Below are 24,043 nucleotides of genomic sequence, written 5' to 3'. Positions count from 1 at the left end.
ATGAGGATGCGTGCCCGCGATTGTCGCCCGGAAGGCGCCGCGGGCCCGGATACGCTCGGGGCTTGTGCCGCTGGGGCGTTAAAGCCCCAGCACCTTGGCCACGTAATCCGCATCCTTGTCGCCGCGGCCCGAGAGGTTCACGAGGATGTGGGTGTCCTTGCTCAGCGTGGGTGCCACGCGCATGGCCCAGGCCACGGCATGGGCGCTTTCCAGCGCGGGGATGATGCCTTCCACGCGCGAGAGCTGCATGAACGCATCCAGGCATTCCTTGTCCGTGACCGACTCATACTGCACGCGCCCAATGTCCTTGAGATAGCTGTGCTGCGGTCCCACGCCAGGATAGTCCAGGCCTGAGGCGATGCTGTGCACGGCGGCGGGCACACCGGGGGCGTCTTCCAGCACATAGCACTTCATGCCGTGGATCTCGCCGGGCTTGCCCATGCTCAGCGTGGCCGCATGGCGGCCGGGCTTGTCGGTGCCTTCGCCCGAGGGCTCCACGCCCACCAGCTTCACGCTGGTGTCGTTCAGGAAGGCCGTGAACATGCCCATGGCGTTGCTGCCGCCGCCCACGCAGGCGGTCACGTAATCGGGCAGCTTGCCGTGCTTGGCCTGGAACTGCTCGCGCGCCTCGCGGCCGATGATGCTCTGGAAGTCGCGCACCATCATCGGAAAGGGGTGTGGGCCCACCACCGAGCCAATGGCGTAGATGTAGTCCGTGGGGTTGGTCAGATACTCCTCAAAGGCGCTGTCCACGGCTTCCTTGAGCGTGGCGGCGCCGCGCGTCACCGGCACCAGCTTGCAGCCGAGAATGCGCATCTTGGTGACGTTGGGGTGTTCTTTTTCGATGTCCACCTGGCCCATGTGGATCTCGCACGGAATGCCCACCAGCGCGCAGGCCGTGGCCAGGGCCACGCCGTGCTGGCCCGCGCCCGTCTCGGCAATCACCTTCTTCTTGCCCATGAACTTGGCCAGCAGCGCCTCGCCCAGGCAGTGGTTGATCTTGTGCGCGCCGGTGTGGTTCAGGTCCTCGCGCTTGAGGTGAATTTGCGCGCCGCCCAGCTGCGCCGACAGCCGCTTGGCGTGAAAAATGGGGCTGGGTCGGCCCACGTAGTCGGCAAACAGCTGCGCCAGCTCGTCCTGAAAATCCTGCCGCTGCGTGATTTCGGCATAGGCGGCATTGATGTCGTCCATGGCCTGCTTGAGGTGCGGTGGCACCAACTGGCCACCGTAGGGGCCGAAATGGCCGGTGGCGTCGGGCATGGGGGCGAAGTCGGTGGAGGCTGTCATGTCGGTCCAGGGATCAGGGTGGTTGAAAGAATAGCTTCAGTTTTGATAGCTGCCCGCGCTTTTCTGGTGGGCGCTGGGGGCATTTTTGTGCTTAACCATTGCGGGGAGCTTACGCCCAGCCAGCGGCAACACGATCCACTATATGCCCGTGCTGCGCTTCACGGTTCGATACACGCCCCCGGTTGCGGCGCCGCACCGCGCCGCCACAGAATCGCCCATGCACCTGCAACCCTACCTGCGCGTCAACGGCACGCCCTTCACCGCCACACGCGACGACGTGATCCGCGCCCACGGCCCGCCGCGCAGCGAATCGCGCAACACCGTGGGCCTGACCGCGCTGGACTATGGCGATGTGGTCTACCGCTTCCAGGACAGCGGCAGGCTGGAAGAGGTGACCGCCCGTGCCAAGGTGCTGCACCTGGGGACCACCGTGGCCGCGCCGTTCCGCGACCTGGCAGCGTTCGTCCAATCGAGCGACAGCACGGCTTTTGACCGCGCGGGATTTCTGATCAGCCCGCTGTACGGCATTGCCTTTGTGCCGGGGGAGCCCTGCTGGGTGACGGCGCTGGCGCGGCATTGCATGGCAGAGTGGGAGGCCATCAGGGCCTCGTAAGTGGCAATTGCCAACCGCGCTGGCAGAGTGTGTTTCGGGCGCTCCTTGCGCGGACCAGTTGCGGCACCGGGCAAAAAGCCGACGGCCCGTGTCTCACGTATTCTTGATAGATGCACGGTGCACAAGCGCCCAGTTTTCTCGCATCAACGGAGTTTTTTAATGAGCTACATCCTTCAAGTCGATTTCCCCTACACCGGCCCTTGGGGGCAGGAAATGGCCGCGGCCATGGACGGTCTTGCCCGATCCATCGCCACTGAGCCCGGTTTGATCTGGAAGATCTGGACAGAGAACCAGGAAACCAATGAGGCCGGCGGCATCTATTGCTTCACGGATGCCCAGAGCGCACAGGCTTATTTGGCCATGCACACGGCACGGCTGAAGAGCTTTGGCATTCCCTTGGTCAATGGCAAGATATTTCTCGTGAATGAAGCGCTGTCGAAGATCGATGCCGGACCTGTTTAGGCGATTGATCATTCATCAATAGAAATGGCGCTTTCAGGCGCCATTTTTTTGGTCGAGAAATCTAGTTGGGGCACTTAATTCGAATCTGACCCCAGTTGTTAGTGTGCCACCGAGGCGGCGCAATGCTTGCAAAACAATAGCTGCTTGCGCTTGCTACGCAAGGGCTGGAGGCTAAAAAAACTGGAAAACGACGCAATGCCAGCAGGCGAAGCCCAGAGAAACGGCAAACCCAGCGCTGAACAACGCTTGAGAAGTTGAATGCCGTTTGAATAAACATGGGCTTGAATAAAGCAGTTTTTCTTGGGTGCTAACGAGCAAGATAAGCCGCCCGCCGTAGGCGGGTCGGCTTGAGCAATGGGTTAGAAACTAAGCTCATTTATTTTATGAATCCAATTTCTGTTTTCTCATTGGCGGAAATAAACATTTTTACGAAATGGTGATGAATAGCTAATTCAGCGGTAAATGAGCTTCCATCGGTATTTTTGCAGGTAGCTACCATAACAAAATATTGACCACCTGTTTTAACTTCTTCGCAGTAGATGTACCGACCCAACGAGCCTGTACTTGTGTATGGCTCCAATGCAGAACCCAGTTCATTCCAAGCCTGTTCTGTCAAAAGCACACCAAATACTTTTTTTGAGCTCATGAATAATTACCTTCTAACGAACAAGGTAAGCCGCCAGCAGTATGCGGGTCGGCTTGAGCGCTAAGTTAGAAACCCTTTGCATATCGCTCTATTAGTACCGCAGCTAGTGCGACGGCTATACCAATAAGAATTCCCGAGCCGATTGTGAATGCCCTATCAAATCTTTTTGTTCTTGACTCACTAATTGCAATTTCACCAACCCCTGAAATTGAAAATATCTGCCCTTTAAGGGTTTCGCCATTGCCATGAATGGCGTAATGATGGTTTTTATATGAGGCTGTTCCTTCTGCGCTGCTCATTGCGTATAGTTTCCATGCCAAAAGTTGTTCTTTAGATGACTGTCCAGATGATTGATTGATTTTTTCGTCTGGCATCCATGGATCATCAACCAAGCCTCTCTTAATCAAGCTGGCTAGGACGTAGAAATCGCGATGATCACCATGTCTTTTGGGAATTAATTTTGAAATTTCTTCCAGCGTTAATTCTCCATGCCTCTCTAGTGCAAGGAGAATTTTCATTGCTGTGGTATTCATGTTTTCTAACGTTTGAATTCAGCGGCCGCCGCTTGCGGTGGTCCGCTGGAATGAGTTGTTATGCCATATGATGCGCAAAGTTTCCAAAGTATCTCTTCAACGCCGTTGCTATTTCGTCTCGGCCGCTACCTTTTGCGAGGCGAACTACAAATTCAGGAAGGCTACCATTAGCAAGGCCAAGCGCTGAGCTTGCTTGCGCGGATAGCGACTTACGGTTGTATATAGCCAATAGGTCGTCAAAATTTTCTGTAGACAATACTGCATTAAACTCTGCAAGTGATTGAGAGTAGATGGCGTTGACGTCAATTCCTGTAGCAAGCGAATGTAGAGCAGAAGCCAGCCCTGCAGCACCTTTTGCTTTTTCGTCAAACATGTTGAGCTGAAACTTTATTTCACCTGCGGCGCGAAGCGAAGCCTGAACCTCCAGCTCACTTTGTAGGCGAGAGAATATTGCAGACGAAACGGATTGGAAGTCGGCATTGACATCACGCTCCAATCGAATGCTAACTAGCTCGAGAATTTCTTTAGTGCAAAATAGGTTTTCCACCTCTGCAACGGATAGGACGAATATTGAATCTTGCTCGAGCTTTGCTATTTCAGCGGGAACTCGTCTATCTCTATCAATGATGCCAAATACCTGTAGATGATGAAGCTGTGTATTGGTTTTCAGTGCCTTAACTGATTGTATTACCTGGCTGCAGCTACCAACCGGTATAACCAAGTAGTTATTTAGAATTGCCGCATAAAGAGCGGAATCAAAGCTGCCGGCTACTCCTTCAACAAACACGACAGGCTTCCTGCTGCCTAGCACTTCCAGCAAAAGATCTTCTGGAATGCTAGTGTCTTGCCTTATTATATCCCAATCCCATTTTTCACCATCGTAAGACTTTAGCCAAACTTTTGTTGCCTCTTCCATTGCTGAAGCAAAATCTACGTCATGGGTGAGGTATATAAAAAAGCAATCAGGTCTTGCTTGCTCAATCTGATCCCAAAGGGGCGCCTGAACAGACTTATGGAGGTGTAACTCTGGTTCGTCAATGATGATTATTGCGTTGGAAGGTGCCGCCAAACATTGGCCAATGAGATAAAAAATGACCCGCTCACCATCACTCATCTCTGAGGAGTTGTATATTTTTTCTTGCTCATCCCTTGTCTTTGTTTGAATTCGCAGTCCACCAATTACCAGCTCTCTATGCGGAAGAATTTTTTCCCAAACCTCCTTGACTACATCAAGCTTTGTTTTTGGTGGTTCAACTCTGTTAGTAGTTAATTTTGATGCTGATAGATATTTGGCGCTTTCCTCAGTGTGATCTGAGAAAAGAAAAACCATTAGATGATGATAGTCATTTAGCAGGCTTACCGCTGGCTTGCTTTGCCACCGGTGCCCTTGCTTGTATCCGTGAATATTGTTTTGCTCAATTGCACGCTCATAACCCGTCCATAGTTCGGAGGTTGCTAAATCGATAGATTTAGGTGTTGTTGAATCAGGCATTGCAAGGGATTTTTGCGCAGAAATTCTATGCACCTTATCTCGATCTGGAGAGTTGAATTCAATCCAGGTCCCCAATCTTGTCTTGCCTGCGCCATTAGCACCTACGACCAATAGGCTCTTTTGTGACTTAACTATTGATTGCCCTGAGCTGTTTTCAGGGAGGTGAATTTCTTTTTCCATAGTTTGACCGTTATATGGGTTCAGTTTGGCAAGGCATAACTACCAAGGTAAGCGGCGCCGGAGCACCGCAGGTGCGTAGGGCACCGACACAGGCCATGAGAATGCCGAAGGCATGGCCTGTGTTGGCGTCCGCTTGACCTACCAGTTAGGCCGCAGTGTGCAGGAGCGCCAACGGTATGCACCACACTCATTTCAATGCCCCCAACGCAGGACACAAATTGAGCCAACGATCCACGCAATTGCGGCGAGGGCAATGGCATGCGAGCGGAAGCGATTTCCGTCTAGTAGCGGCACAAGGCCAAGTAGCGCAAAACCGATGAGGCCGAGACCAACTGCCGCTGCACTGATGCCCTCGGCGCCTGAAACGCCAATGCGAGAGCCAAGGGAGACTTGCTTCCGAACGATGGCTGATGTACCGAGCCCTCCTAGGATGGCCATCCAGGCCACGCAAAGGGTGAGGATCAGTGGGTCAAGCTTTCGGCGCATGGTGGGGGGCTCCGCTTGTATGGGCCTAACGCCCGAGTTAAGGGGCGGCAAGCCGCGTAGCGGGTTGACGTCCCCTTGAACAACCAGTTAGGGAAGGTCTGCAAAACCTTCGCATGCAGCCCTGAATGTGAGACAGTATCAGCATGAAGCAGATGAGCCTGAGCACCACTGGATTTGAACGCAAGACCAAGAGGACGCGCAAGCGTGAGTTCCTCGACGAGATGAACCTGGTGGTGCCTTGGGCTGAGCTGGTGGGCTTGATTGCTCCGCATGCGCCAGCGCGTGGTGCCAAAGGTGGGCGTCCACCGTTTGCGGTGGAAACAATGCTGCGCATCCACTTTTTGCAGCAGTGGTTCAACTTGTCTGACCCGGCCATGGAAGAGGCGCTGTACGACACGCCGATGTTCCGTGAGTTTGCCCGACTGGACATGGGGGAGGACCATCTTCCCGACGAAAGCACCATCTTGCGGTTTCGCCATTTGCTTGAAGCGCACGATCTGAGCTTGCAAATCTTGGCGACCGTCAACGCCACCCTCACCGCCAAGGGTTTGCTGCTCAAGCAAGGCACGGTCGTGGATGCGACGTTGATTGCCGCGCCGAGTTCGACCAAGAACAGCACTGGCACGCGCGACCCCGAGATGCACCAGACCAAAAAGGGCAACCAGTGGCACCACGGCATGAAGGCGCACATCGGCTCGGATGCCGATTTGGGGCTGGTGCACAGCGTGACCACCACGGCGGCCAACGCACACGACATTACCCAGGCGCACGCGTTGTTGCACGGGCAAGAAACCGACGTCTTTGCCGATTCGGGCTACCGGGGTGTTGAAAAGCGCGAAGAAATTCAGACCAAGCACCCTGGAGTGAATTGGCATATCGCCATGATGCCGGGCAAGCGAAAGGCTATGGACAAGAGCACGCCAATGGGTGCCATCCTGGAGCAGTTGGAAAAAATCAAAGCCAGCATTCGCGCCAAGGTGGAACACCCGTTTCGGGTCATCAAGCGGCAGTTTGGCTACGTCAAGGTCAAGTACCGGGGGCTGGCCAAGAACACAGCTAATCTGGTGACGCTGTTTGCGCTGTCCAACCTGTGGATGGTGCGTAAACGACTCTTGAATATGGGGGCGCAGGGATGAGTGCGCCCAAAAACGGCCAAGGGGCCGTGAATGGGGCTCAATACGCTCCGAATCTGCCCTTTGAATGCAAAAATTTGTCGTCATCTGAAATAACAGCAGGCGGTCGCCGCGTCAGCGGTGGTTGTGCAGACCATCCTTAGGCCGCAGCGGCCTTTGAAAAATGCGTTCATAGGTTTGCAATGCCAATAATGTATTTTGCTTTTTCTTCTCCAAGAGCAGTTAATTCGCTCTCTTGAATTGATCCGCCTCGTAGGAGATTGGCGAATAAGAAAATTAGCTGCGAATAGCGGAAATCGTACTTCTCGTCGATCTCGCGCTGCTTCTGGCTGGCCTGTTTTGCAATGGACCAGAGGTCATCCGGCGATTCAATTTTTGCCGCGCGATCTTTGAATTCTTGGATGTAGCTCTGTAGCTCGCGTTGAAGCGCGGTTTCAAAAAGTGCTTTGGCTACCTTTTTCTCTCCGTTACTCCACTTCAGGTCATGCATAGCGGCTCTTTCTTCTGAGGCCTAAGGAAGGTCTGCATAAATCGCCCGAACGCGTGCTTGGCACCGGCCTGATTGCCTGAGACCATTGAGCCCATGAAGCAGAGCAGCCTTGGATTGGGAACATCGACGAAGCGCACGCGACGTCGGGAGTTCCTCGACGAGATGGACCGGGTGGTGCCGTGGTCCGACTTGGTGGCGGAGATCGCCCCATTCATGCCCGAAGGCAAACGCGGCCGTCCGCCGTTCCCGGTGGAATCGCTGCTGCGCATCCACTTCATGCAGCAGTGGTTCACGCTGAGTGACCCGGCGATGGAAGAAGCGCTGCACGACATGCCGCTGTTCCGTGACTTTGCAGGCCTGGGCGGTTGGGATGACCGGCTGCCTGACGAGAGCACCATCCTGCGGTTCCGACACGTTTTGGAGAAGCACAAGCTGGCCGAGCGGATCCTGGCAACGGTCAACCTGCTGCTGGGCGCCAAGGGCCTGATGCTGCGCAGCGGCACGGTGGTCGACGCCACGTTGATCTCGGCACCGAGCTCGACCAAGAACGCCAGCGGTGAGCGCGACCCGGAGATGCACCAGAGCAAGAAGGGCCAGCAGTGGTTCTTTGGCATGAAGGCGCACATCGGCGTGGACGCTGACTCCGGCCTGGTTCACACCGTGCGCGGCACGTCCGGACATGTCAACGATGTGGTCGAGGCCAACAGCTTGCTGCACGGGCAAGAGACAGATGTCTTTGCCGACGCCGGCTACCAGGGGGCGCACAAGCGGCCCGACGCCAAAGAAGATGTGAAGTGGCATGTGGCCATGCGCCCGGGCTTGCGCAAGCTGCTGGACAAGGCAGACCCCATGGATGCGCTGACCGACCAGGTCGAGCACATCAAGGCCAGCATCCGCGCCAAGGTGGAGCACCCGTTCCGCGTCATCAAGCGCCAGTTCGGCCATGTGAAGGTGCGCTACCGCGGCCTGGCCAAGAACACGGCGCAGTTGCACACGCTGTTTGCGTTGGCCAATCTGTGGATGGTTCGCAAACGTTTGAGCGGGAGCTTGGCATGAGTGCGTCCAAAGCATGGGAAATGGGCGCGAAACGCGCCCAAAACACCAGCCAGAGGCACGTTCAGTCGCCAGTTTGGTCATATCAGTGCACCCAACCATGGTCAGCGCTCATTTGTGCAGACCTTCCCTAACTAGATTTAGACGACAGCCATCGTAAGCAAGTTGGTCTGCCAAAACAAGATGTATCCATTGGTACATAGGGATAGTACCCAGGTGATGCCGTTTAGGCAAACCTAAAATTTTCCGGATGAAATCGTCTTCCGATCGTGCTGCACTCACCGCGTCTGCCGGTCCGGGCGGCGCCCCAGCGCCCAAACTTTTGGATCGTTTGCGTGACCATCTGCGCACGCGCCATTATAGCATTCGCACCGAAACGGCTTATGTCGATTGGGTGCGGCGCTTTATCCTGTTTCACGGCAAGCGGCATCCACAAGAGATGGGTGCGGTGGAGGTGGAGGCTTTTTTGACACATTTGGCGGTGCAGCGCCAAGTGTCTGCATCGACCCAGAACCAAGCCAAGGCGGCGATTCTGTATTTGTACAAGCAGGTGCTGGGTGTGGATTTGCCCTGGCTGGAAGATGTGGTGCAGGCCAAAACGCCCCGGCGCCTGCCGGTGGTGTTAACGGCCACCGAGGTGCGCACTTTGCTGTTGCACATGCAGGGCACCACCGGGCTGATTGCGCAGTTGCTGTATGGCACGGGTATGCGCTTGCTGGAGGCGCTGCGCCTGCGCGTCAAGGATGTGGAGTTTGCCCGGCGCGAGATTGTGATTCGCGAAGGCAAAGGGAATAAAGACCGCATCACCGTGTTGCCCGAAAACCTGATCGGCCCTTTGCAGCAGCAATTGCAGAAGGCGCGGGCGTTGCACGAAAAGGACGTGGAGGCGGGTTTTGGCCGTGTGCATTTGCCGCATGCGCTGGCGGTGAAGTACGCCCATGCTGACCGCAGCTGGGCTTGGCAATGGGTGTTTCCGTCGCCGGTGCGCTCTGTGGATCCGCGCCCCGACGCTGTGACGGGCGCTTTGCTGGAGCGGCGCCACCATGTGTACCCCGAGTCGGTGCAGCGCGCGGTGCGCGAGGCGGCCACGCTGGCGCAGATCGACAAGCCGGTGAGTCCGCATGTGTTGCGCCATTCATTTGCCACGCATTTGCTGCAGGCGGGCTACGACATTCGCACGGTGCAAGAGCTGCTGGGCCATGCCGATGTGAGCACCACCATGATTTATACGCATGTGCTCAACAAGGGCGGGCGCGGCGTGCTCAGCCCGCTCGATGCGCTGTAATGCACAAAGGCCCGTCACCGGGCCTTTGTTTTGATGGGTTGCGGGGCTGGCAACGTACTGTTACCGGGTCAGTGGTTGCGGCACCAGTTTCAAGCCAAGCGCCTGCATCACCTTGACGATGGTGGCGTAACTCGGGTTGCCGGTGGCGCAAAGGGAGCGGTAGAGCGCCTCACGCGCCAGGCCGGTATCGCGGGCGAGTTGCGTCATTCCGCGGGCGCGGGCCACGTCGCCCAACGCCGCCGCAAGCAGCGTGGGGTCGTTGTCCTCCAGCACCACGGCCAGGTACTCGGCTATTTTTTCTTCGCTGTCGAGGTAATCAGACACGTCGAAAGTTTTCAGGTCGGCAATTTTGGTCATGGGTCAGTCCTCCAACGTTCTGGACAAGGCTTTGGCTGCATCAATGTCTTTGTCTTGTGTGGACTTGTCGCCACCGCCGAGCATCACCACGATGACCGCGCCGCGCTGGACGTAATACATACGCCAGCCCGGCCCAAAATCCTCGCGCATCTCGAATACGCCTTCACCCACAGGCTTTACGTCGCCCAGCAGCCCCAGTTCGACTTTCTTCAATCGTTTCAACAGGCGCACCTGTACTTTGAAGTCGCGCAGGCTGCTAATCCAGTGCTCAAAGGCTTCGTGCTTGCGGATCGTGAACATGTGGCGAATGTAACCTATAGATTACGATTTGCCAAGGGCTGGCACCGCGAAGGCTGAAGGCAAAGGTCAGAGGTCTGACGCGCAAGCCAGCGGGCCGCTGCGCGGCTTTGTCGCACAGCGGCCCGCTGAAGCATTAGCCAGCAGCTTTACGCCAGTTCGCTCACCGGCACGCAACTGCAGAACAGGTTTCGGTCGCCATAGACGTTGTCCACGCGGCCCACGGGCGACCAGTATTTGTTGCCGCGCAGGGCGGCCACGGGGTAGGCGGCGGCTTCGCGCGTGTAGGGACGCGCCCAGTCGGCGCCCAGCAGGCTTTCGGCGGTGTGCGGGGCGTTCTTCAGCGGGTTGTTGTCCTGCGGCCAGGCGCCGTTTTCGATCTGGCGGATTTCACCCCGGATGGCGATCATCGCGTCGATGAAGCGGTCGATCTCGAACAGCGTTTCGCTCTCGGTGGGCTCGACCATCAGCGTGTTGGGCACGGGGAAGCTCAGCGTGGGCGCGTGAAAGCCGTAGTCGATGAGGCGCTTGGCCACGTCTTCGGCCATCACGCCGCTGGTTTCCTTCAGGCCGCGCAGGTCCAGGATGCATTCGTGCGCCACATGGCCGTTGGCGGATGCGTACAGCGTGGGGTAGTGGTCTTTGAGGCGCGCGCTGATGTAGTTGGCGCTGAGGATGGCGGCCTCGGTGGCGGCCTGCAGGCCCTCGGCGCCCATCATGCGGATGTACATCCAGCTGATGGGCAAAACGGCGGCATTTCCCAGCGGGGCTGCGCTGACAGCTCCTGTTTTTGCAGCATTTCCGGCGGTGGCATGGCCCGGCAGGAAGGGCACGAGGTCTTCCACCACGCAAACGGGGCCCACGCCGGGGCCGCCGCCGCCGTGCGGGATGCAGAAGGTCTTGTGCAGGTTCAGGTGGCTGACGTCGCCGCCAAACTCGCCGGGCGCGGCCACGCCCACCAGGGCGTTCATGTTGGCGCCGTCCACATACACGCGGCCGCCATGGCTGTGCACGAGCTGGCACAGCTCCTTGACCTGGGTTTCGAACACGCCGTGCGTGCTGGGGTAGGTGATCATCACGCAGGCGAGGTGGGCACTGTGCTTCTCGCATTGGGCCTGCAGGTCTGCCATGTCCACGTTGCCGTTCTCGTCGCACTTGGTCACCACCACTTGCATGCCCACCATCTGGGCGCTGGCGGGGTTGGTGCCGTGCGCGCTGCTGGGGATCAGGCAGATGTTGCGGTGGCTGTGCCCCTGGGCTTCGTGGTAGGCCTTGATGGCCAGCAGGCCGGCGTATTCGCCCTGGGAACCGGCGTTGGGCTGCAGGCTGATACCGGCGTAACCCGTGGCCTGGCACAGCCAGGCGCGCAGTTGCTCGTCCAGTTCCTTGTAGCCCTGCAGTTGGTTGGCCGGGGCAAAGGGGTGCACGTTGGCGAACTCGGGCCAGGTGATGGGGATCATCTCGCTGGTGGCGTTGAGCTTCATGGTGCAGCTGCCCAGCGGGATCATGGTGCGGTCCAGCGCCAGGTCTTTGTCGGACAGCTGGCGGATGTAGCGCAGCATGCCGGTCTCGGAGTGGTGCGTGTTGAACACCGGGTGCGTGAGGTAGGCGCTGGTGCGGCGCAGGCTGGCCGGGATGAGGTCGGGCGCGTTCGCTTCCAGGGCTTCCACGGTGGGCTGCGTGGCCGTGGGCGCGAAGGCGCGCCAGAGCAGGGCCAGGTCGTCGCGCGTGGTGGTTTCGTCGAGCGACAGGGCCACGCATTGGCCGCGCAGCAGGCGCAGGTTGGCGCCCGCATCCAGCGCGCGCTGAACCACGGCGCGGGCGGCATCAGTGCTGCCCAGGTCCACCGTGAGGGTGTCGAAGGCGGTGGCGTGCAGCGGTGCAAAGCCCAGTTGCTTGAGGCCTGCAGCCAGGATGGCGGTGAAGCGTGCCACGCGCTTACCGATGCGCTTCAAACCTTCGGGGCCGTGGTACACGGCGTACATGCTGGCGATGACGGCGGGCAGTGCCTGCGCGGTGCAGATGTTGGAGGTGGCTTTTTCGCGGCGGATGTGCTGCTCGCGCGTTTGCAGCGCCAGGCGGTAGGCGGGTTTGCCATGCACGTCCACGCTCACGCCCACCAGGCGGCCGGGCATGGAGCGCTTGAACTCGTCGCGGCAGGCCATGTAGGCGGCGTGCGGGCCGCCCGCGCCCATGGGCATGCCAAAGCGCTGCGTGGTGCCAATCACGATGTCGGCGCCCATTTCACCGGGGGCCTTGAGCAGCGTGAGTGCCAGCAGGTCGGCGGCCAGGATGAATGCTGCGCCCTTGCTGTGGATGACGTCGGCGCTCATCTGCCAGTCGGCCAGCCAGCCGCTGGAGCCGGGGTACTGGTTGATGGCGGCGAAGTAGTCGTCCTGGCCGATGGCGGCCATCCATTCGTCGCCCGAGCGGACCACCTTGACCGCGAGGCCCAGCGGCGCGGCGCGTGTCTGGATGACCTCGATGGTCTGCGGGTGGCAGTCGCCGCTGACGATGATGGTATTGCCCTTGGCCTTGACCGAGCGCTTGGCCAGCGTCATGGCCTCGGCGGCGGCGGTGGCCTCGTCGAGCATGGAGGCGTTGGCAATGGGCATGCCGGTGAGGTCGCACACCATGGTCTGGAAGTTGATCAGCGCCTCCATGCGGCCCTGCGAGATTTCGGCCTGGTAGGGCGTGTAGGCCGTGTACCAGGCGGGGTTCTCCAGGATGTTGCGCAGAATCACGCCGGGCGTGTGCGTGCCGTAGTAGCCCTGACCGATGAAGCTTTTGAGCACCTGGTTTTTGGATGCAATCGCCTTGAGCTCGGCCAGCGCGGCGGCTTCGGTCGCGGGGGGCGGAAGGTCCATGCTCTGGCTGCGCGCGATGGAGCGCGGCACGATGCCGTCGATGAGTGCGCGGCGCGAGGCCTCGCCAATCACCGACAGCATATGGGCTTCGTCGGCCGCGTCGATGCCTATGTGGCGGGGCAGGAATTCACCCGCGTTTTCGAGCGCGGACAAGGGCAGGGCGGCAGACAACTGCATGGCGGGACCAGTCTCAAAAGTGATAAAAAAGAGAGCAGCTTGCGCATGTATTTAATGGGTTTCAGGCACTTTGTTATCTAAAGTGCTCTGTTTTCAAGCGCAAGCAGCTATATTTTTGATAGCGAAAAATCAGGCGCTGGCGGCAAAGCTCGAATAAGCCGTTTCGTCCATCAGCGCGTCAAGCTGCGACGCATCCGACAGCTTGACCTTGAAGAACCAGCCGGCGCCCAGCGGGTCGGAGTTGGCCAGCGACGGGTCGGCACGCAGGGCTTCGTTCACCTCGACGACTTCGCCGGAGACCGGCATGTACACGTCGGCAGCAGCCTTGACCGACTCGACCACCCCTGCCACGTCGCCCTGGGCAAACGTGGCGCCCACGGCGGGCAGGTCGACAAACACCACGTCACCCAGCGCGTCCTGGGCGTGCACGGTGATGCCGACCACGGCCGCATTCGCGTCGGCGGCGTTGACCCACTCGTGGTCTTTGGAAAATTTGATCGTCATGGGAAGGGCTCCTGAAAGATGAAGGGAATCGGGAATGTAGCCTGCGCTGGAGGTTTTCAGCCGCGGTAGTAGCGCGTGGGCACGAAGGGGGTGGCGCACACCTCCATCGGCACGGCCTTGCCGCGCACGATGGCGTGGACGCGCGTGCCCACTGCGGCATGCTGCGGGTCCACATAGGCCAGGGCGATGGGTTTGTCGAAGCTGGGGCCCAGCAGGCCGCTGGTGACTTCGCCGATCTTCTGGCCTTCGGTCGTTTGCAACTCGGTGTGCTCGCGCACGGGCACGCGCTCCAGGGCCACCAAGCCCACGCGCTTGCGCGCCACGCTGGCCGGGTTGTCGAGCTGGGCCAGCACCTTGTCGGCGCCGGGGAAGCCGCCCGCGCGCGCGCCGCCGGTGCGGCGCACCTTCTGCATGGCCCAGTTCAGCGCGGCCTCCACGGGCGTGGTGGTGGTGTCGATGTCGTTGCCATAGAGGCACAGGCCGGCTTCGAGGCGCAGCGAGTTGCGCGCGCCCAGGCCGATGGGTTTCACTTCGGGCTGGGCCAGCAGCGTGCGCGCCAGGGTGTCGGCCTGCGCGGCGGGCACCGAGATCTCGAAGCCGTCTTCGCCCGTGTAGCCGCTGCGCGTGACGAAGCAGTCGCAGCCCGCGATCTGGAAGTTGCCGCCGGTCATGAAGACCAGCTTGTCCACGCCGGGCGTCAGGCGCGCCAGGGCGGTGGCGGCCTGCGGGCCTTGCAGCGCGAGCAGGGCGTGGTCGGGCATGGGGATGACCTGGCAGCGCTGGCCGATGCGCGCCTGGATGTGGGCGATGTCGCCGACCTTGCAGGCGCCGTTGACGATGACGAAGATTTCGTCCTGCGCCACGCGGAAGAACATCAGGTCGTCGATGATGCCGCCCTCGTCGTTGAGCAGCAAGCCGTAGCGCTGCTTGCCCACGGGCAGGTCGATCACGTCCACGGGCATCAGGCTCTCGAACGCGGCGGCGGCATCGGGGCCGACCAGGCGCAACTGGCCCATGTGCGACACATCGAACAGACCTGCGGCCTGGCGGGTGTGCAGGTGCTCGGCCATCAGGCCGGCCGGGTACTGCACCGGCATGGAATAGCCGGCGAACGGCACCATGCGCGCGCCCAGTTCGATGTGCAGCGCGTTGAGGGGCGTGGTAAGCAGGGGGGCAGCGGCAGGTGCGGACATGAAAGCTCCAGGGCAAATAAAGGCCGTGGCACCGGTGCCACGGGATTTGCCCTGCTGTCCGCTTTACCTGAGAGATTCACCGCAGCGCCCTGGCTGGCCGCGCGGCTTGCTCCTTCGGTGGATGGCCTGTGCGTTGCGCGCGGCCACCTCTCTCCAGCAAGGGAACGCCCGCATCACTGCGGGCGGTTGCCAGTCCTTTTGCCTGAGCGTTCGGCGGGTGCCTGCGCCTTCGGCGGTGCTGCTCGCGGATAAGCGGAGCACTCTCTCCTGACGGGGCCGATTGTACTTACTTCGCGTACACCAGATCGCGCAGCGTGAGCGAAATGGAGGGCACGTAGGTGATGACCAGCAGGCACACCAGAATCACGCCGACAAACGGCAGCAGGTGCGTGACGACCCGGTCCAGCGAGATCTTTGCCACCGTGCATGCGGCAAACAGGTTCACGCCAAAAGGCGGGGTGATCATGCCGAGCGCAAGGTTCACCACCATGATCAGGCCGAAGTGCACCGGGTCCACGCCAAAGTGCATCGCCACGGGCGCCAGGATGGGCGCCAGCACAATGATGGCCGCGCTGGTCTCGATGAACATGCCGATGATGAACAGCGCCGCGTTCACACCCAGCAAAAAGAGCGCGGGGGATTGCAGCACGGCTTCCAGCCAGCGGCCAATGGCATCGGGCACACCGGCACGCGTGATGAGAAACGCAAACAACCCGGCGTTGGCGATGATGAACATGATCACCGCCGACGAGATGGCCGACTTGCGCAGAATGGCGAACAGGTCCTTGATCTTGATTTCGCGGTAAATCACCACGCCGATGATCAACGCGTAAAAAACAGCCACGGCCGATGCCTCGGTAGGCGTGAAAACGCCGCCGTAGATGCCGCCCAAAATGATCACGGGCATGAACAATGCCCAGCCGGCCTGCAGCGTGGCTCGGCCAAAGGGCATGCGACCATCGCCATCGTTCTTGCCCCAGCCTTTGTATTTGCACCAGGCCCAAACAAACAGCATCAGTGCGCCGCTGATCAGGAGGCCCGGGCCAAAGCCGGCAATGAACAGCTCGCCAATCGACACCTCGGCGCTCACGCCATACAAGATGAGCGGGATGGAGGGCGGAATGATCACGCCCAGCTCGGCACTGGTGGCCTGCAGCGCCGCGGCATAGCTGGTGGGGTAGCCATGCTTGATGAGCGCGGGGATCAGGATGGCGCCGATGGCGAACGTGGTGGCCACCGACGAGCCCGACACGGCTGCAAAGATCATGCAGGTGAGCACGCAGGTCATGGGCAGGCCACCCTGCACGCCGCCCACGATGCTTTTGGCAAACTCGACCAGCCGGCGCGAAATGCCGCCGGTTTCCATCAGGTTGCCCGCCAGGATGAAGAACGGAATGGCGGCCAGCGGAAACTTGTTGATCGAGGCGAACATCTCTTTCACCGCGATCAGCATGTTGGCGTTGGCCACCTGAATGCCCAGGATGGAGGCCAGCCCGATCGACACGGCCACGGAGACGGTGAGTGCAAAGCACAGCACCATGGTGGTGATCATCACTGGCGTCATTGCGCGGTCTCCAGTTCCATGCGCTGGGGATCGATCAGGTTGCCGATGATTCCCACCACGCAGAACAATCCGCCCACCGGCATGGCCAGATAAGCCCAGAACATCGACACCGACTCCAGCCCGGCCATGCTCTGCACACCGCCGCGCTGCGCATAGTCCCAGCCCCACCAGATGATCACACCGATCAGTGCCAGCGCGGCCAGTGACACCACCCAGTCAAGCACGCGGCGAATGCGCGGCGGGCTCCAGCGGTACAGCACGTCCACGCTCACCATGGCGCCCTGTCGAAAGGCGGCCGGGATGGCCAGAAACACCATCCAGATCAGGCTGAAACGGATCAGCACCTCGGTCCATTCGGCGGGTTGCTCGAACACGAAGCGCATGAGGATCTGGAACATGCCCAGCGCAGCGGCCAGCGCCAGCATGGCGCAGGCGCCCAGCATGGCCGCCCAGGTGCAACCGCGCTCAAAGATAAGAAACATGTTTTTCATGGGCGGCACGGGCCAGAAAGCGCAGTGTATGAGTAAAAACGCCCGTTGGCGCTTTGCCAACGGGCGTTGGTAGCTATCAAAAAGAAAGCGATCGGCGGCTTATTTGACGTTGCGGATCTTGTCGAGCGTGGCCTTGCCAAACTGCTTTTCAAACTCGGCATTCACTGGGGCCAGGGCCGCCACGAACTTGGCCTTGTCCACGTTGTCGATCACGGTCATGCCCTTGGAGCGCAGGTCGGCCACGCCCTTGGCATCGTCCTCGTCCACGCGCGCGCGGTTGGCCTTGGTGCCTTCTTTGGCGGCATCAAGGAAAGCCTGCTTGTCGGCAGCGCTGAGCTTGTCGAACGAGGCCTTGTTCATCACGAAAATGCAGGGCGAATACACATGGCCCGTGAGCGTGAGGTGCTTTTGCACCTGGTCGAACTTGGCCGAGATGATGACGGGCAGCGGGTTCTCCTGGCCGTCCACGGTGCCTTGCTGCAGGGCGGTAAACACCTCGGGGAAAGCCATGGGCGTGGTGATGATGCCAAAGCCCTTGTAGGCGGCGATGTGCACGGGGTTCTCCATGGTGCGCATCTTCAGGCCCTTGAGGTCGCCGGGCTCCTTCACGTCGCGCTTGCTGTTGGTCATGTGGCGAAAGCCGTTCTCGGCCCAGGCCAGCGCCTTGAAGCCCTTGCTGTCGAACTTGGTCAGCATCTCCTGGCCGATGGGGCCGTCGAGCACGGCGCGCGCATGGGCCTTGTCGCGGAACAGGAAGGGAACGTCGAGAATTTTGGTCTCGGGCACAAAGTTGGGGATGGGGCCGCTGGAGCTGAAGGCCAGCTCCTGCGTGCCCAGCTGCACGGCTTCAACCGACTCGCGCTCGCCACCCAGTGCGCCGTTGTAGAAGGTTTGCACCTTGTAGCGGCCGCCCGTGCGCTTTTCGACTTCCTTGGCAAAGGTGTCGATGGCAATCCCCTGGTGGGAGTTCTGCGCCGTCGAGATGCTGATGCGCATGGTGGTCTGCGCGGCGGCAGAGGCCATGAAGCCGATGGCAAGGCCGAGGCCGACGACGAGTCTGGTCAATTGCATGGTGTCTCCTGAAGGGGGATGGTTGCGTGCGGCCTGCGGTGCAGGCTACGGCGCGGGCCTGCGCCGCGCACTGCAAAAATTATGGCGCTGCAGCATGGCGCCGGGCATCGGGGTTTGTGCTGGTAAGCATGCTTATCAGCGGCGTGCCAGGCACATCGCAGCGCACCGAGGTCGCATGCGGGACAGGGCAGCAATAGGAGGCGTCGAAGGGAGAGGCTTGCCAAGCGCCCCGGGCGGGCGGTAACCCGCCGGGGCCTTGTCAGTTTGTGCACCCGGGTACGAGTGCCTTGATGCAGCAAAGTATGCAGCGCGGGAGGCCGATAAATCTTCTGAATTTGCGTTGATTTTCGCTATTCAAAGAAAAATAATCTGCCAAAGCGCAATTCTTGAAATAATGCGGCCCATGGACCGTCTTGACAGAAAAATTCTCTCCGTTTTGCAGGCCAACGCCCGCGCCAGCCTGCAGGAGATCGGCCAGGCCGTGGGCCTGAGCCCCTCGCCGTGCTGGGGGCGCATCAAGAAGATGGAAGAGGCCGGCGTGATCGAGGGCTACACCGTGCGCCTCAATTCGCGCGCGCTCGATCTGGCGGACACGGTGCTGGTGATGGTCACGCTCGACAGCCATTCCGACAACACGCTGGAAAAATTTGGCGAAACCCTGGCCAGCATTCCCGAGGTGATTGAGGCGCACCTGGTGTCGGGCGACTACGACTATCTGTTGCGCGTGGTGGTCAAAGACACGCGCGACTACGAGCGCCTGCTGCGCGAGAAGCTCTACAAGATCAAGGGCATCCGCCACAGCCGCTCCAGCTTTGTGCTGCGCACGCTGAAGAAGGCCGATCTGCCGCTGTTCGTGGATTGATACCGGATTGCATCCAAAAATACAAAGCCGTTCACGCTGAGCTTGTCGAAGCGCCGCGCGAGGCTTCGACAAGCCCGAACGGTTCTGATGGATCGAACGCGAATCCATATGTTCTACAAGAAAAAAATAGCTGCTAGCGCTTACCCAGTAAGCGCTAGCAGCTATCAATTTGAGAATTGTGAGGCACAACCCGCGCCCGCCTCAGCCCAGCAGCAGGGCGTCGTCCGACAGCTTTTCGCCGCGCACTTTTTCAAACATGTGCAGCAGGTCGGGCACATCCAGGCGTTTGCGCTCTTCGCCCGACACATCGAGCACCACCTGGCCCTGGTGCAGCATCACGGTGCGCTCGCCCACGTCCAGCGCCTGGCGCATGCTGTGCGTGACCATCATGGTGGTCAGCTGGTTTTCGGCCACGATGCGTTCGGTCAGCCGCAGCACGAAGTCGGCGGTGCGCGGGTCGAGTGCGGCGGTGTGCTCGTCGAGCAGCAGGATGCGCGACGGCTGCAGCGCCGCCATGAGCAGGCTCACCGCCTGGCGCTGGCCGCCCGAGAGCAGGCCGATGCGGTCGGTCAGGCGGTTTTCGAGGCCCAGGCCCAGCGTGGCCAGGCGCTCGCGAAAGCCTTCGCGCATGGATGCCTTGACGGCGCGGCCCAGGTTGCGGAAAGTGCCGCGGCGCTGCGCCAATGCCATGTTCTCTTCGATGGTGAGGTCTTCGCAGGTTCCCGCCATCGGGTCCTGGAAGACGCGGGCCACGCGCTCGGCACGGGCCCACACGGGCATGCGCGTGACGTCCACGCCATCGATGGCGATGCGGCCGCTGTCCACCGTCTGGTCGCCCGAGATGGCATTCAGAAACGTGGACTTGCCGGCTCCGTTGGAGCCGATGACGGTGACGAACTGCCCGGCCGGAATGTCCAGCGACATGCCGCGCAGGGCGCGGGTTTCGATCGGCGTGCCGGGGTTGAAGGTGATTTCGAGGTGTTGGGCGCTCAGCATGGGGCTCTTTCGGTGCGCGGGTTCAGGACGGCTTGCGCTTGGCGAACTTGCGCTTGAGCTGCGGAATCACCAGCGCCACGGCTACCAGCACGGCGGTGACCAGGTTCAGGTCTTGCGCCTTGAGGCCGATGAAGTCGCTGTTGAGCGCCAGGGCGATGAAGAAGCGGTAGGCGATGGCGCCGATGATGACCGCCAGCGTGGCATACACCAGGCGGCGCGAGGGCAGGATGCTTTCGCCCACGATCACGGCCGCCAGGCCGATCACGATGGTGCCGATGCCCATGGAAATGTCCGAGCCGCCCTGCGTCTGCGCAAACAGCGCACCGGCCAGGCCCACCAGCCCGTTGGAAATGGCCATGCCCAGCAGCAGCATGGCGCCGGTGTTCACGCCCTGTGCGCGGGCCATGCGGGCGTTGGAGCCCGTGGCACGGATGGCCAGGCCCCGCTCGGTGGCAAAGAACCAGTCGAGCAGCAGTTTGGCGGCCAGCACGATGAAGACCAGGATCAGCGGACGCGCAATGTAGTCCTGCATGCCTTCGGGCTGCAGCAGCACGAACAGCGTGGGGTCGTTGATGAGGGGTACGTTGGGCCCGCCCATGATGCGCAGGTTGATCGAATACAGCGCAATCATCATCAAAATGCTGGCCAGCAGGTCCATGATCTTGAGCTTGACGTTGAGCCAGCCGGTGATCAGCCCGGCCACCGCCCCCGCCGCCGTGGCGGCCAGCGTGGCCAGCCAGGCATTGGTGCCGGTGGAGATCAGGATGGCGCAGACGGCGCCGCCCAGCGGAAAGCTGCCGTCCACCGTGAGGTCGGGAAAGCGCAGCAGCCGAAACGAGATGAATACGCCCAGCGCCACCAGGCTGAAGATCAGGCCGATTTCAACGGCGCCGAGCAGGGAAAAGAAGGACATGGGGCAGCGGGGCTAGGGATTGAAAAACAAAGCAGGAGCCACGCGGTGCATGGCTCCTGCCGGAGGGGGCCGGGCCTGACGACCCGGCCCTGCACAGGTTGCGCGCTTATTGCACGACCTGCGCGGCCGACTTGACCAGCGCGTCAGACAGCTTCACGCCCTGCTTTTCAGCAGCGCCGGGGTTCACGAACAGCTCCATCTTGGTGCTGATTTCGGGCTTGATGTCGCCGGGCTTTTCGCCCTTGAGAATGCGCGCCACCATGCGACCGGTCTGCTCACCCAGGTCGCGGTAGTTGATGCCGAAGGCAGCGATGGCGCCGCGCTTGACGCTGTCGGTGTCCGATGCCACCAGCGGGATCTTGGCGTCCTGTCCCACCTTCACCAGCGCCTCGTAGGCCGAGACCACGTTGTTGTCGGTGCTGGTGTAGATCACATCGACCTTGCCGATCAGGCTGCGCGCGGCGCTGCTCACGTCCACCGAGCGGGGCGCTGCGGCCTCGACAAGCGTCATCCCCAGCTTGGGCAGCAGCGTCTGCAATTGTTTGACTACGACGACCGAGTTGGCCTCGCCGGGGTTGTAGACCACGCCCACGCGCTTGGCACCGGGCACCACTTGCTTGACCAGGTCCATCTGCTTGTCGAGCGCCAGCAGGTCGGACACGCCGGTCACGTTGGTGTGCGAAGGCTCCCAGTTTTTCACGAGCTTGGCGGCCACGGGGTCGGTTACGGCCGAAAAGACGACGGGGACGGTTTTCGTCGCGGCAATCACGGCCTGGGCCGATGGCGTGGCAATGGCCACGATGGCATCGGGTTTGTCGCCAATGAACTTGCGCGCGATTTGCGCCGCGGTGCCGGTATTGCCCTGGGCGCTCTGGTATTGCCACTGGAGGTTCTTGCCCGCTTCAAAGCCGGCTTCCTTGAGGGCGGCCTGCACGCCATCGCGCACGGAATCGAGGGCAGGGTGTTCGACGATCGCGGTCACTGCCACGGATTTTTGCTGCGCGCTGGCGGGTGCCACGGCGGCAACGGCCAGGGCCAGGGCACCCAGGGACATCCAGGGCATTTTCTTCATGTTCATCTGCGCGGTCTTTCTGGTTTTGGGATGGATCGGGTCGGCCTGCACACGCAGGCGCGGGGCCCACGGGCAAGTTTACTGCGGCGCAACATTGCCACGCCGGGTCAAGCAAGCCTCCCCGTGGCGGGGTCGGGCTTTCAGCGCGGTGCGGTTGAAATATCAACAAAAAAGGCCTGCAGCGCAGGCCCTTCATGCGCAAGCTGCTATGGTTTTTACATGCCCGAATAGTTGGGGCCGCCGCCGCCTTCGGGTGTGACCCAGACAATGTTTTGCGTCGGGTCCTTGATGTCGCAGGTCTTGCAGTGCACGCAGTTTTGCGCGTTGATCTGCAGGCGCTGGGCATCGCCGCCCTTGGCCGTGTCGGGCACGAACTCGTACACGCCGGCCGGGCAGTAGCGGGACTCGGGACCGGCATATTTGGCCAGGTTGATGTTCACCGGCACGCTGGCGTCTTTCAGCGTGAGGTGCGCTGGCTGGTTTTCGGCGTGGTTGGTGTTGCTCACGAACACGCTGGAGAGGCGGTCGAAGGTGATCTTGCCATCGGGCTTGGGATAAACGATGGGCTTGCACTCGGCGGCGGGCTTCAGATAGGCGTGGTCGGGCTTGTCGCGGTGCAGCGTCCATGGGATATGGCCCTTGAGCGCGAACTGCTCGATACCGTTCATTACCGTGGCCACGGTCAGGCCCTTCTTGAACCAGGCCTTGAAGTTGCGTGCCTTGTTCAGCTCTGTGTGGAGCCAGCTGGCCTCGAACGCCTTGGGGTAGGCCGTGAGTTCGTCGTGCTGGCGCCCACCGGTGATGGCCTCATAGGCTGCCTCGGCGGCCAGCATGCCGGTCTTGATGGCGGCGTGGCTGCCCTTGATGCGGCTGACGTTGAGGTAACCCGCGTCGCAGCCCACGAGTGCACCGCCCGGGAACACCGTTTTGGGCAGGCTCATCAGGCCACCGGCCGTGATGGCGCGCGCGCCATAGCTGATGCGCTTGGCCGGCTTGATGCCCTTGGATTCGTCGCCTTCGAGGTAGTAGCGGATGTTGGCGTGCGTCTTCCAGCGCTGGAATTCCTCGAACGGGCTGAGGTAGGGGTTGGCGTAGTCCAGGCCGGTAATGAAGCCCAGCGTGACCTTGTTGTCTTCCATGTGGTACAGGAAGGCGCCGCCGTAGGTGTTGTTGTCCATGGGCCAGCCGGCGGTGTGCAGCACGAAGCCGGGCTGGTGGCGGGCGGGGTCAATTTCCCACAGCTCCTTGATGCCCAGGCCGTAGGTCTGTGGGTCGCTTTCGGCATCGAGCTTGAAGCGGGCGATGACCTGCTTGCCCAGATGGCCGCGTGCGCCTTCGGCAAAGATGGTGTATTTGGCATGCAGTTCCATGCCGAGCTGGAAGTCGCCCGTGGGTTCGCCCTCCTTGCTTACGCCCATGTTGCCGGTGGCCACGCCCTTGACGCTGCCGTTGTCGTTGTAGAGCACTTCGGCGGCGGCAAAGCCGGGGAAGATCTCCACGCCCAGGTTCTCGGCCTGCTGCGCCAGCCAGCGCGTGACGTTGCCCAGGCTGACGATGTAGTTGCCGTGGTTCTGAAAGCAGCCTGGCAGCAGGAAGTTGGGCGTGCGAAACGACGATTTCTCGCCCAGGAACACCATGGCGTCGTCGGTGACGGGCTGGTTCAGCGGGGCGCCGAGTTCCTTCCAGTTGGGAATCAGCTCGGTCAGCGCCTTGGGGTCCATGATGGCGCCCGAGAGGATGTGCGCGCCGGGCTCGGAGCCTTTTTCAAGCACCACCACCGACACATCCTGGCCCTTTTCGGCGGCCAGTTGCTTGAGCCGGATGGCGGTGGACAGGCCTGCGGGGCCGCCGCCCACCACAACCACGTCGTATTCCATGGCTTCGCGGGGACCGTATTGGGCGAGGATTTCTTGGTTTGTCATAGCGTCTCGTCGGGCGTTTGATAATGGGGTGATTTTCCTCAGGCAGGGCCGCAAAGCACTGTCTGGCTGGCGACTGATTGTATTCATGGGAATACAC

25 protein-coding genes and 2 riboswitches are annotated in these 24,043 nt (G+C 60.8%); of the genes, 6 read left to right on the top strand and 19 right to left on the bottom strand.

Annotated features, from left to right (window positions below; all coding sequences use genetic code 11):
* Window positions 1–78: 78 nt before the first annotated feature.
* A complete protein-coding gene (trpB, locus tag DTW89_RS04290) occupies window positions 79–1,287 on the bottom strand; it encodes a tryptophan synthase subunit beta (RefSeq protein WP_114655023.1) in 1,209 nt (402 codons plus the stop codon).
* A gap of 217 nt (window positions 1,288–1,504) precedes the next feature.
* On the opposite strand from trpB, the gene DTW89_RS04285 reads away from it, so the two are divergent.
* Window positions 1,505–1,900 carry a hypothetical protein gene (locus tag DTW89_RS04285; RefSeq protein ID WP_114655036.1) on the top strand — a complete coding sequence of 132 codons (396 nt, stop codon included), beginning with the start codon at window positions 1,505–1,507 and terminating at the stop codon, window positions 1,898–1,900.
* A gap of 159 nt (window positions 1,901–2,059) precedes the next feature.
* Complete coding sequence (locus DTW89_RS04280; RefSeq protein ID WP_114655022.1) at window positions 2,060–2,362, top strand: monooxygenase; 303 nt, start codon at window positions 2,060–2,062, stop codon at window positions 2,360–2,362.
* Between the two features lie 61 nt (window positions 2,363–2,423).
* On the opposite strand, the gene DTW89_RS04275 is transcribed toward DTW89_RS04280, so the two are convergent.
* The 5 genes from DTW89_RS04275 to DTW89_RS04270 all read right to left on the bottom strand — a co-directional run bounded on the left by DTW89_RS04275 (window position 2,424) and on the right by DTW89_RS04270 (window position 5,213).
* A complete protein-coding gene (locus DTW89_RS04275; protein WP_114655021.1) occupies window positions 2,424–2,639 on the bottom strand; it encodes a DUF1010 domain-containing protein in 216 nt (71 codons plus the stop codon).
* A gap of 30 nt (window positions 2,640–2,669) precedes the next feature.
* Entirely contained in the window at window positions 2,670–2,738 is a 69-nt protein-coding gene (locus tag DTW89_RS20030) for a DUF1010 domain-containing protein (protein WP_432417476.1), read from the bottom strand.
* Window positions 2,739–3,008 carry a hypothetical protein gene (locus DTW89_RS19270; protein ID WP_147277628.1) on the bottom strand — a complete coding sequence of 90 codons (270 nt, stop codon included), beginning with the start codon at window positions 3,006–3,008 and terminating at the stop codon, window positions 2,739–2,741.
* A gap of 65 nt (window positions 3,009–3,073) precedes the next feature.
* Window positions 3,074–3,541, bottom strand: coding sequence for a hypothetical protein (locus tag DTW89_RS19265; protein WP_147277627.1), 468 nt, complete (start codon window positions 3,539–3,541; stop codon window positions 3,074–3,076).
* Between the two features lie 58 nt (window positions 3,542–3,599).
* A complete protein-coding gene (locus DTW89_RS04270; protein ID WP_114655020.1) occupies window positions 3,600–5,213 on the bottom strand; it encodes a DUF4435 domain-containing protein in 1,614 nt (537 codons plus the stop codon).
* 629 nt (window positions 5,214–5,842) lie between these two features.
* Between DTW89_RS04270 and DTW89_RS04265 the strand changes: the two genes are divergently transcribed.
* The gene (locus DTW89_RS04265; protein ID WP_114655019.1) at window positions 5,843–6,835 is read left to right on the top strand and encodes an IS5 family transposase; all 993 of its coding nucleotides are present in this window, start codon (window positions 5,843–5,845) and stop codon (window positions 6,833–6,835) included.
* Between the two features lie 166 nt (window positions 6,836–7,001).
* Here the strand turns inward: DTW89_RS04265 and DTW89_RS04260 are convergent, their stop codons facing one another.
* A complete protein-coding gene (locus DTW89_RS04260) occupies window positions 7,002–7,322 on the bottom strand; it encodes a hypothetical protein (protein ID WP_114655018.1) in 321 nt (106 codons plus the stop codon).
* A 93-nt stretch (window positions 7,323–7,415) separates the two neighbouring features.
* On the opposite strand from DTW89_RS04260, the gene DTW89_RS04255 reads away from it, so the two are divergent.
* Both DTW89_RS04255 and DTW89_RS04250 read left to right on the top strand, forming a co-directional pair.
* Entirely contained in the window at window positions 7,416–8,378 is a 963-nt protein-coding gene (locus DTW89_RS04255) for an IS5 family transposase (protein WP_114655017.1), read from the top strand.
* Window positions 8,379–8,625: 247 nt separating this feature from the next.
* Complete coding sequence (locus tag DTW89_RS04250) at window positions 8,626–9,660, top strand: integron integrase (protein ID WP_114655016.1); 1,035 nt, start codon at window positions 8,626–8,628, stop codon at window positions 9,658–9,660.
* 60 nt (window positions 9,661–9,720) lie between these two features.
* On the opposite strand, the gene DTW89_RS04245 is transcribed toward DTW89_RS04250, so the two are convergent.
* The 8 genes from DTW89_RS04245 to DTW89_RS04210 form a co-directional block, all read right to left on the bottom strand.
* Entirely contained in the window at window positions 9,721–10,017 is a 297-nt protein-coding gene (locus DTW89_RS04245; protein WP_111868409.1) for an addiction module antidote protein, read from the bottom strand.
* Between the two features lie 3 nt (window positions 10,018–10,020).
* Window positions 10,021–10,317: a type II toxin-antitoxin system RelE/ParE family toxin gene (locus DTW89_RS04240; RefSeq protein WP_111868411.1), complete on the bottom strand. Its 297-nt coding sequence runs from the start codon at window positions 10,315–10,317 to the stop codon at window positions 10,021–10,023.
* A 146-nt stretch (window positions 10,318–10,463) separates the two neighbouring features.
* Window positions 10,464–13,358: an aminomethyl-transferring glycine dehydrogenase gene (gene gcvP, locus DTW89_RS04235; protein WP_114655015.1), complete on the bottom strand. Its 2,895-nt coding sequence runs from the start codon at window positions 13,356–13,358 to the stop codon at window positions 10,464–10,466.
* Between the two features lie 129 nt (window positions 13,359–13,487).
* The gene (gcvH, locus tag DTW89_RS04230; RefSeq protein ID WP_114655014.1) at window positions 13,488–13,862 is read right to left on the bottom strand and encodes a glycine cleavage system protein GcvH; all 375 of its coding nucleotides are present in this window, start codon (window positions 13,860–13,862) and stop codon (window positions 13,488–13,490) included.
* Window positions 13,863–13,918: 56 nt separating this feature from the next.
* On the bottom strand, window positions 13,919–15,055 hold the full coding sequence (gene gcvT, locus DTW89_RS04225) for a glycine cleavage system aminomethyltransferase GcvT (RefSeq protein ID WP_114655013.1): 1,137 nt from the start codon (window positions 15,053–15,055) through the stop codon (window positions 13,919–13,921).
* A 44-nt stretch (window positions 15,056–15,099) separates the two neighbouring features.
* A riboswitch (glycine riboswitch) is annotated at window positions 15,100–15,222 on the bottom strand.
* A gap of 13 nt (window positions 15,223–15,235) precedes the next feature.
* A riboswitch (glycine riboswitch) is annotated at window positions 15,236–15,335 on the bottom strand.
* A 6-nt stretch (window positions 15,336–15,341) separates the two neighbouring features.
* Window positions 15,342–16,619, bottom strand: coding sequence for a TRAP transporter large permease (locus DTW89_RS04220; protein ID WP_114655012.1), 1,278 nt, complete (start codon window positions 16,617–16,619; stop codon window positions 15,342–15,344).
* Window positions 16,616–17,110, bottom strand: a complete 495-nt coding sequence (locus tag DTW89_RS04215) for a TRAP transporter small permease (RefSeq protein WP_114655011.1) — start codon at window positions 17,108–17,110, stop codon at window positions 16,616–16,618. Before DTW89_RS04215 ends, DTW89_RS04220 begins: the two co-directional genes overlap by 4 nt.
* Before the next feature lie 99 nt (window positions 17,111–17,209).
* Window positions 17,210–18,181 carry a TRAP transporter substrate-binding protein gene (locus tag DTW89_RS04210; protein ID WP_114655010.1) on the bottom strand — a complete coding sequence of 324 codons (972 nt, stop codon included), beginning with the start codon at window positions 18,179–18,181 and terminating at the stop codon, window positions 17,210–17,212.
* Between the two features lie 403 nt (window positions 18,182–18,584).
* Between DTW89_RS04210 and DTW89_RS04205 the strand changes: the two genes are divergently transcribed.
* Window positions 18,585–19,043, top strand: a complete 459-nt coding sequence (locus DTW89_RS04205; RefSeq protein ID WP_094099137.1) for an Lrp/AsnC family transcriptional regulator — start codon at window positions 18,585–18,587, stop codon at window positions 19,041–19,043.
* A 201-nt stretch (window positions 19,044–19,244) separates the two neighbouring features.
* Here the strand turns inward: DTW89_RS04205 and DTW89_RS04200 are convergent, their stop codons facing one another.
* The 4 genes from DTW89_RS04200 to DTW89_RS04185 form a co-directional block, all read right to left on the bottom strand.
* A complete protein-coding gene (locus DTW89_RS04200) occupies window positions 19,245–20,039 on the bottom strand; it encodes an ABC transporter ATP-binding protein (protein ID WP_114655009.1) in 795 nt (264 codons plus the stop codon).
* A 22-nt stretch (window positions 20,040–20,061) separates the two neighbouring features.
* Entirely contained in the window at window positions 20,062–20,952 is an 891-nt protein-coding gene (locus DTW89_RS04195; RefSeq protein ID WP_114655008.1) for an ABC transporter permease, read from the bottom strand.
* Between the two features lie 106 nt (window positions 20,953–21,058).
* Window positions 21,059–22,030, bottom strand: coding sequence for an ABC transporter substrate-binding protein (locus DTW89_RS04190; protein ID WP_442858092.1), 972 nt, complete (start codon window positions 22,028–22,030; stop codon window positions 21,059–21,061).
* Between the two features lie 209 nt (window positions 22,031–22,239).
* The gene (locus tag DTW89_RS04185; RefSeq protein ID WP_114655007.1) at window positions 22,240–23,946 is read right to left on the bottom strand and encodes an electron transfer flavoprotein-ubiquinone oxidoreductase; all 1,707 of its coding nucleotides are present in this window, start codon (window positions 23,944–23,946) and stop codon (window positions 22,240–22,242) included.
* Window positions 23,947–24,043 lie beyond the last annotated feature (97 nt).

It is taken from the genome of Acidovorax sp. BoFeN1 (genome assembly GCF_003345135.1).
Classification (GTDB): Bacteria; Pseudomonadota; Gammaproteobacteria; order Burkholderiales; family Burkholderiaceae_C; genus Acidovorax; species Acidovorax defluvii.
The sequence above is the reverse complement of the archived record's forward strand: the minus strand, read 5'-3'. Positions and strand labels throughout refer to the sequence as shown.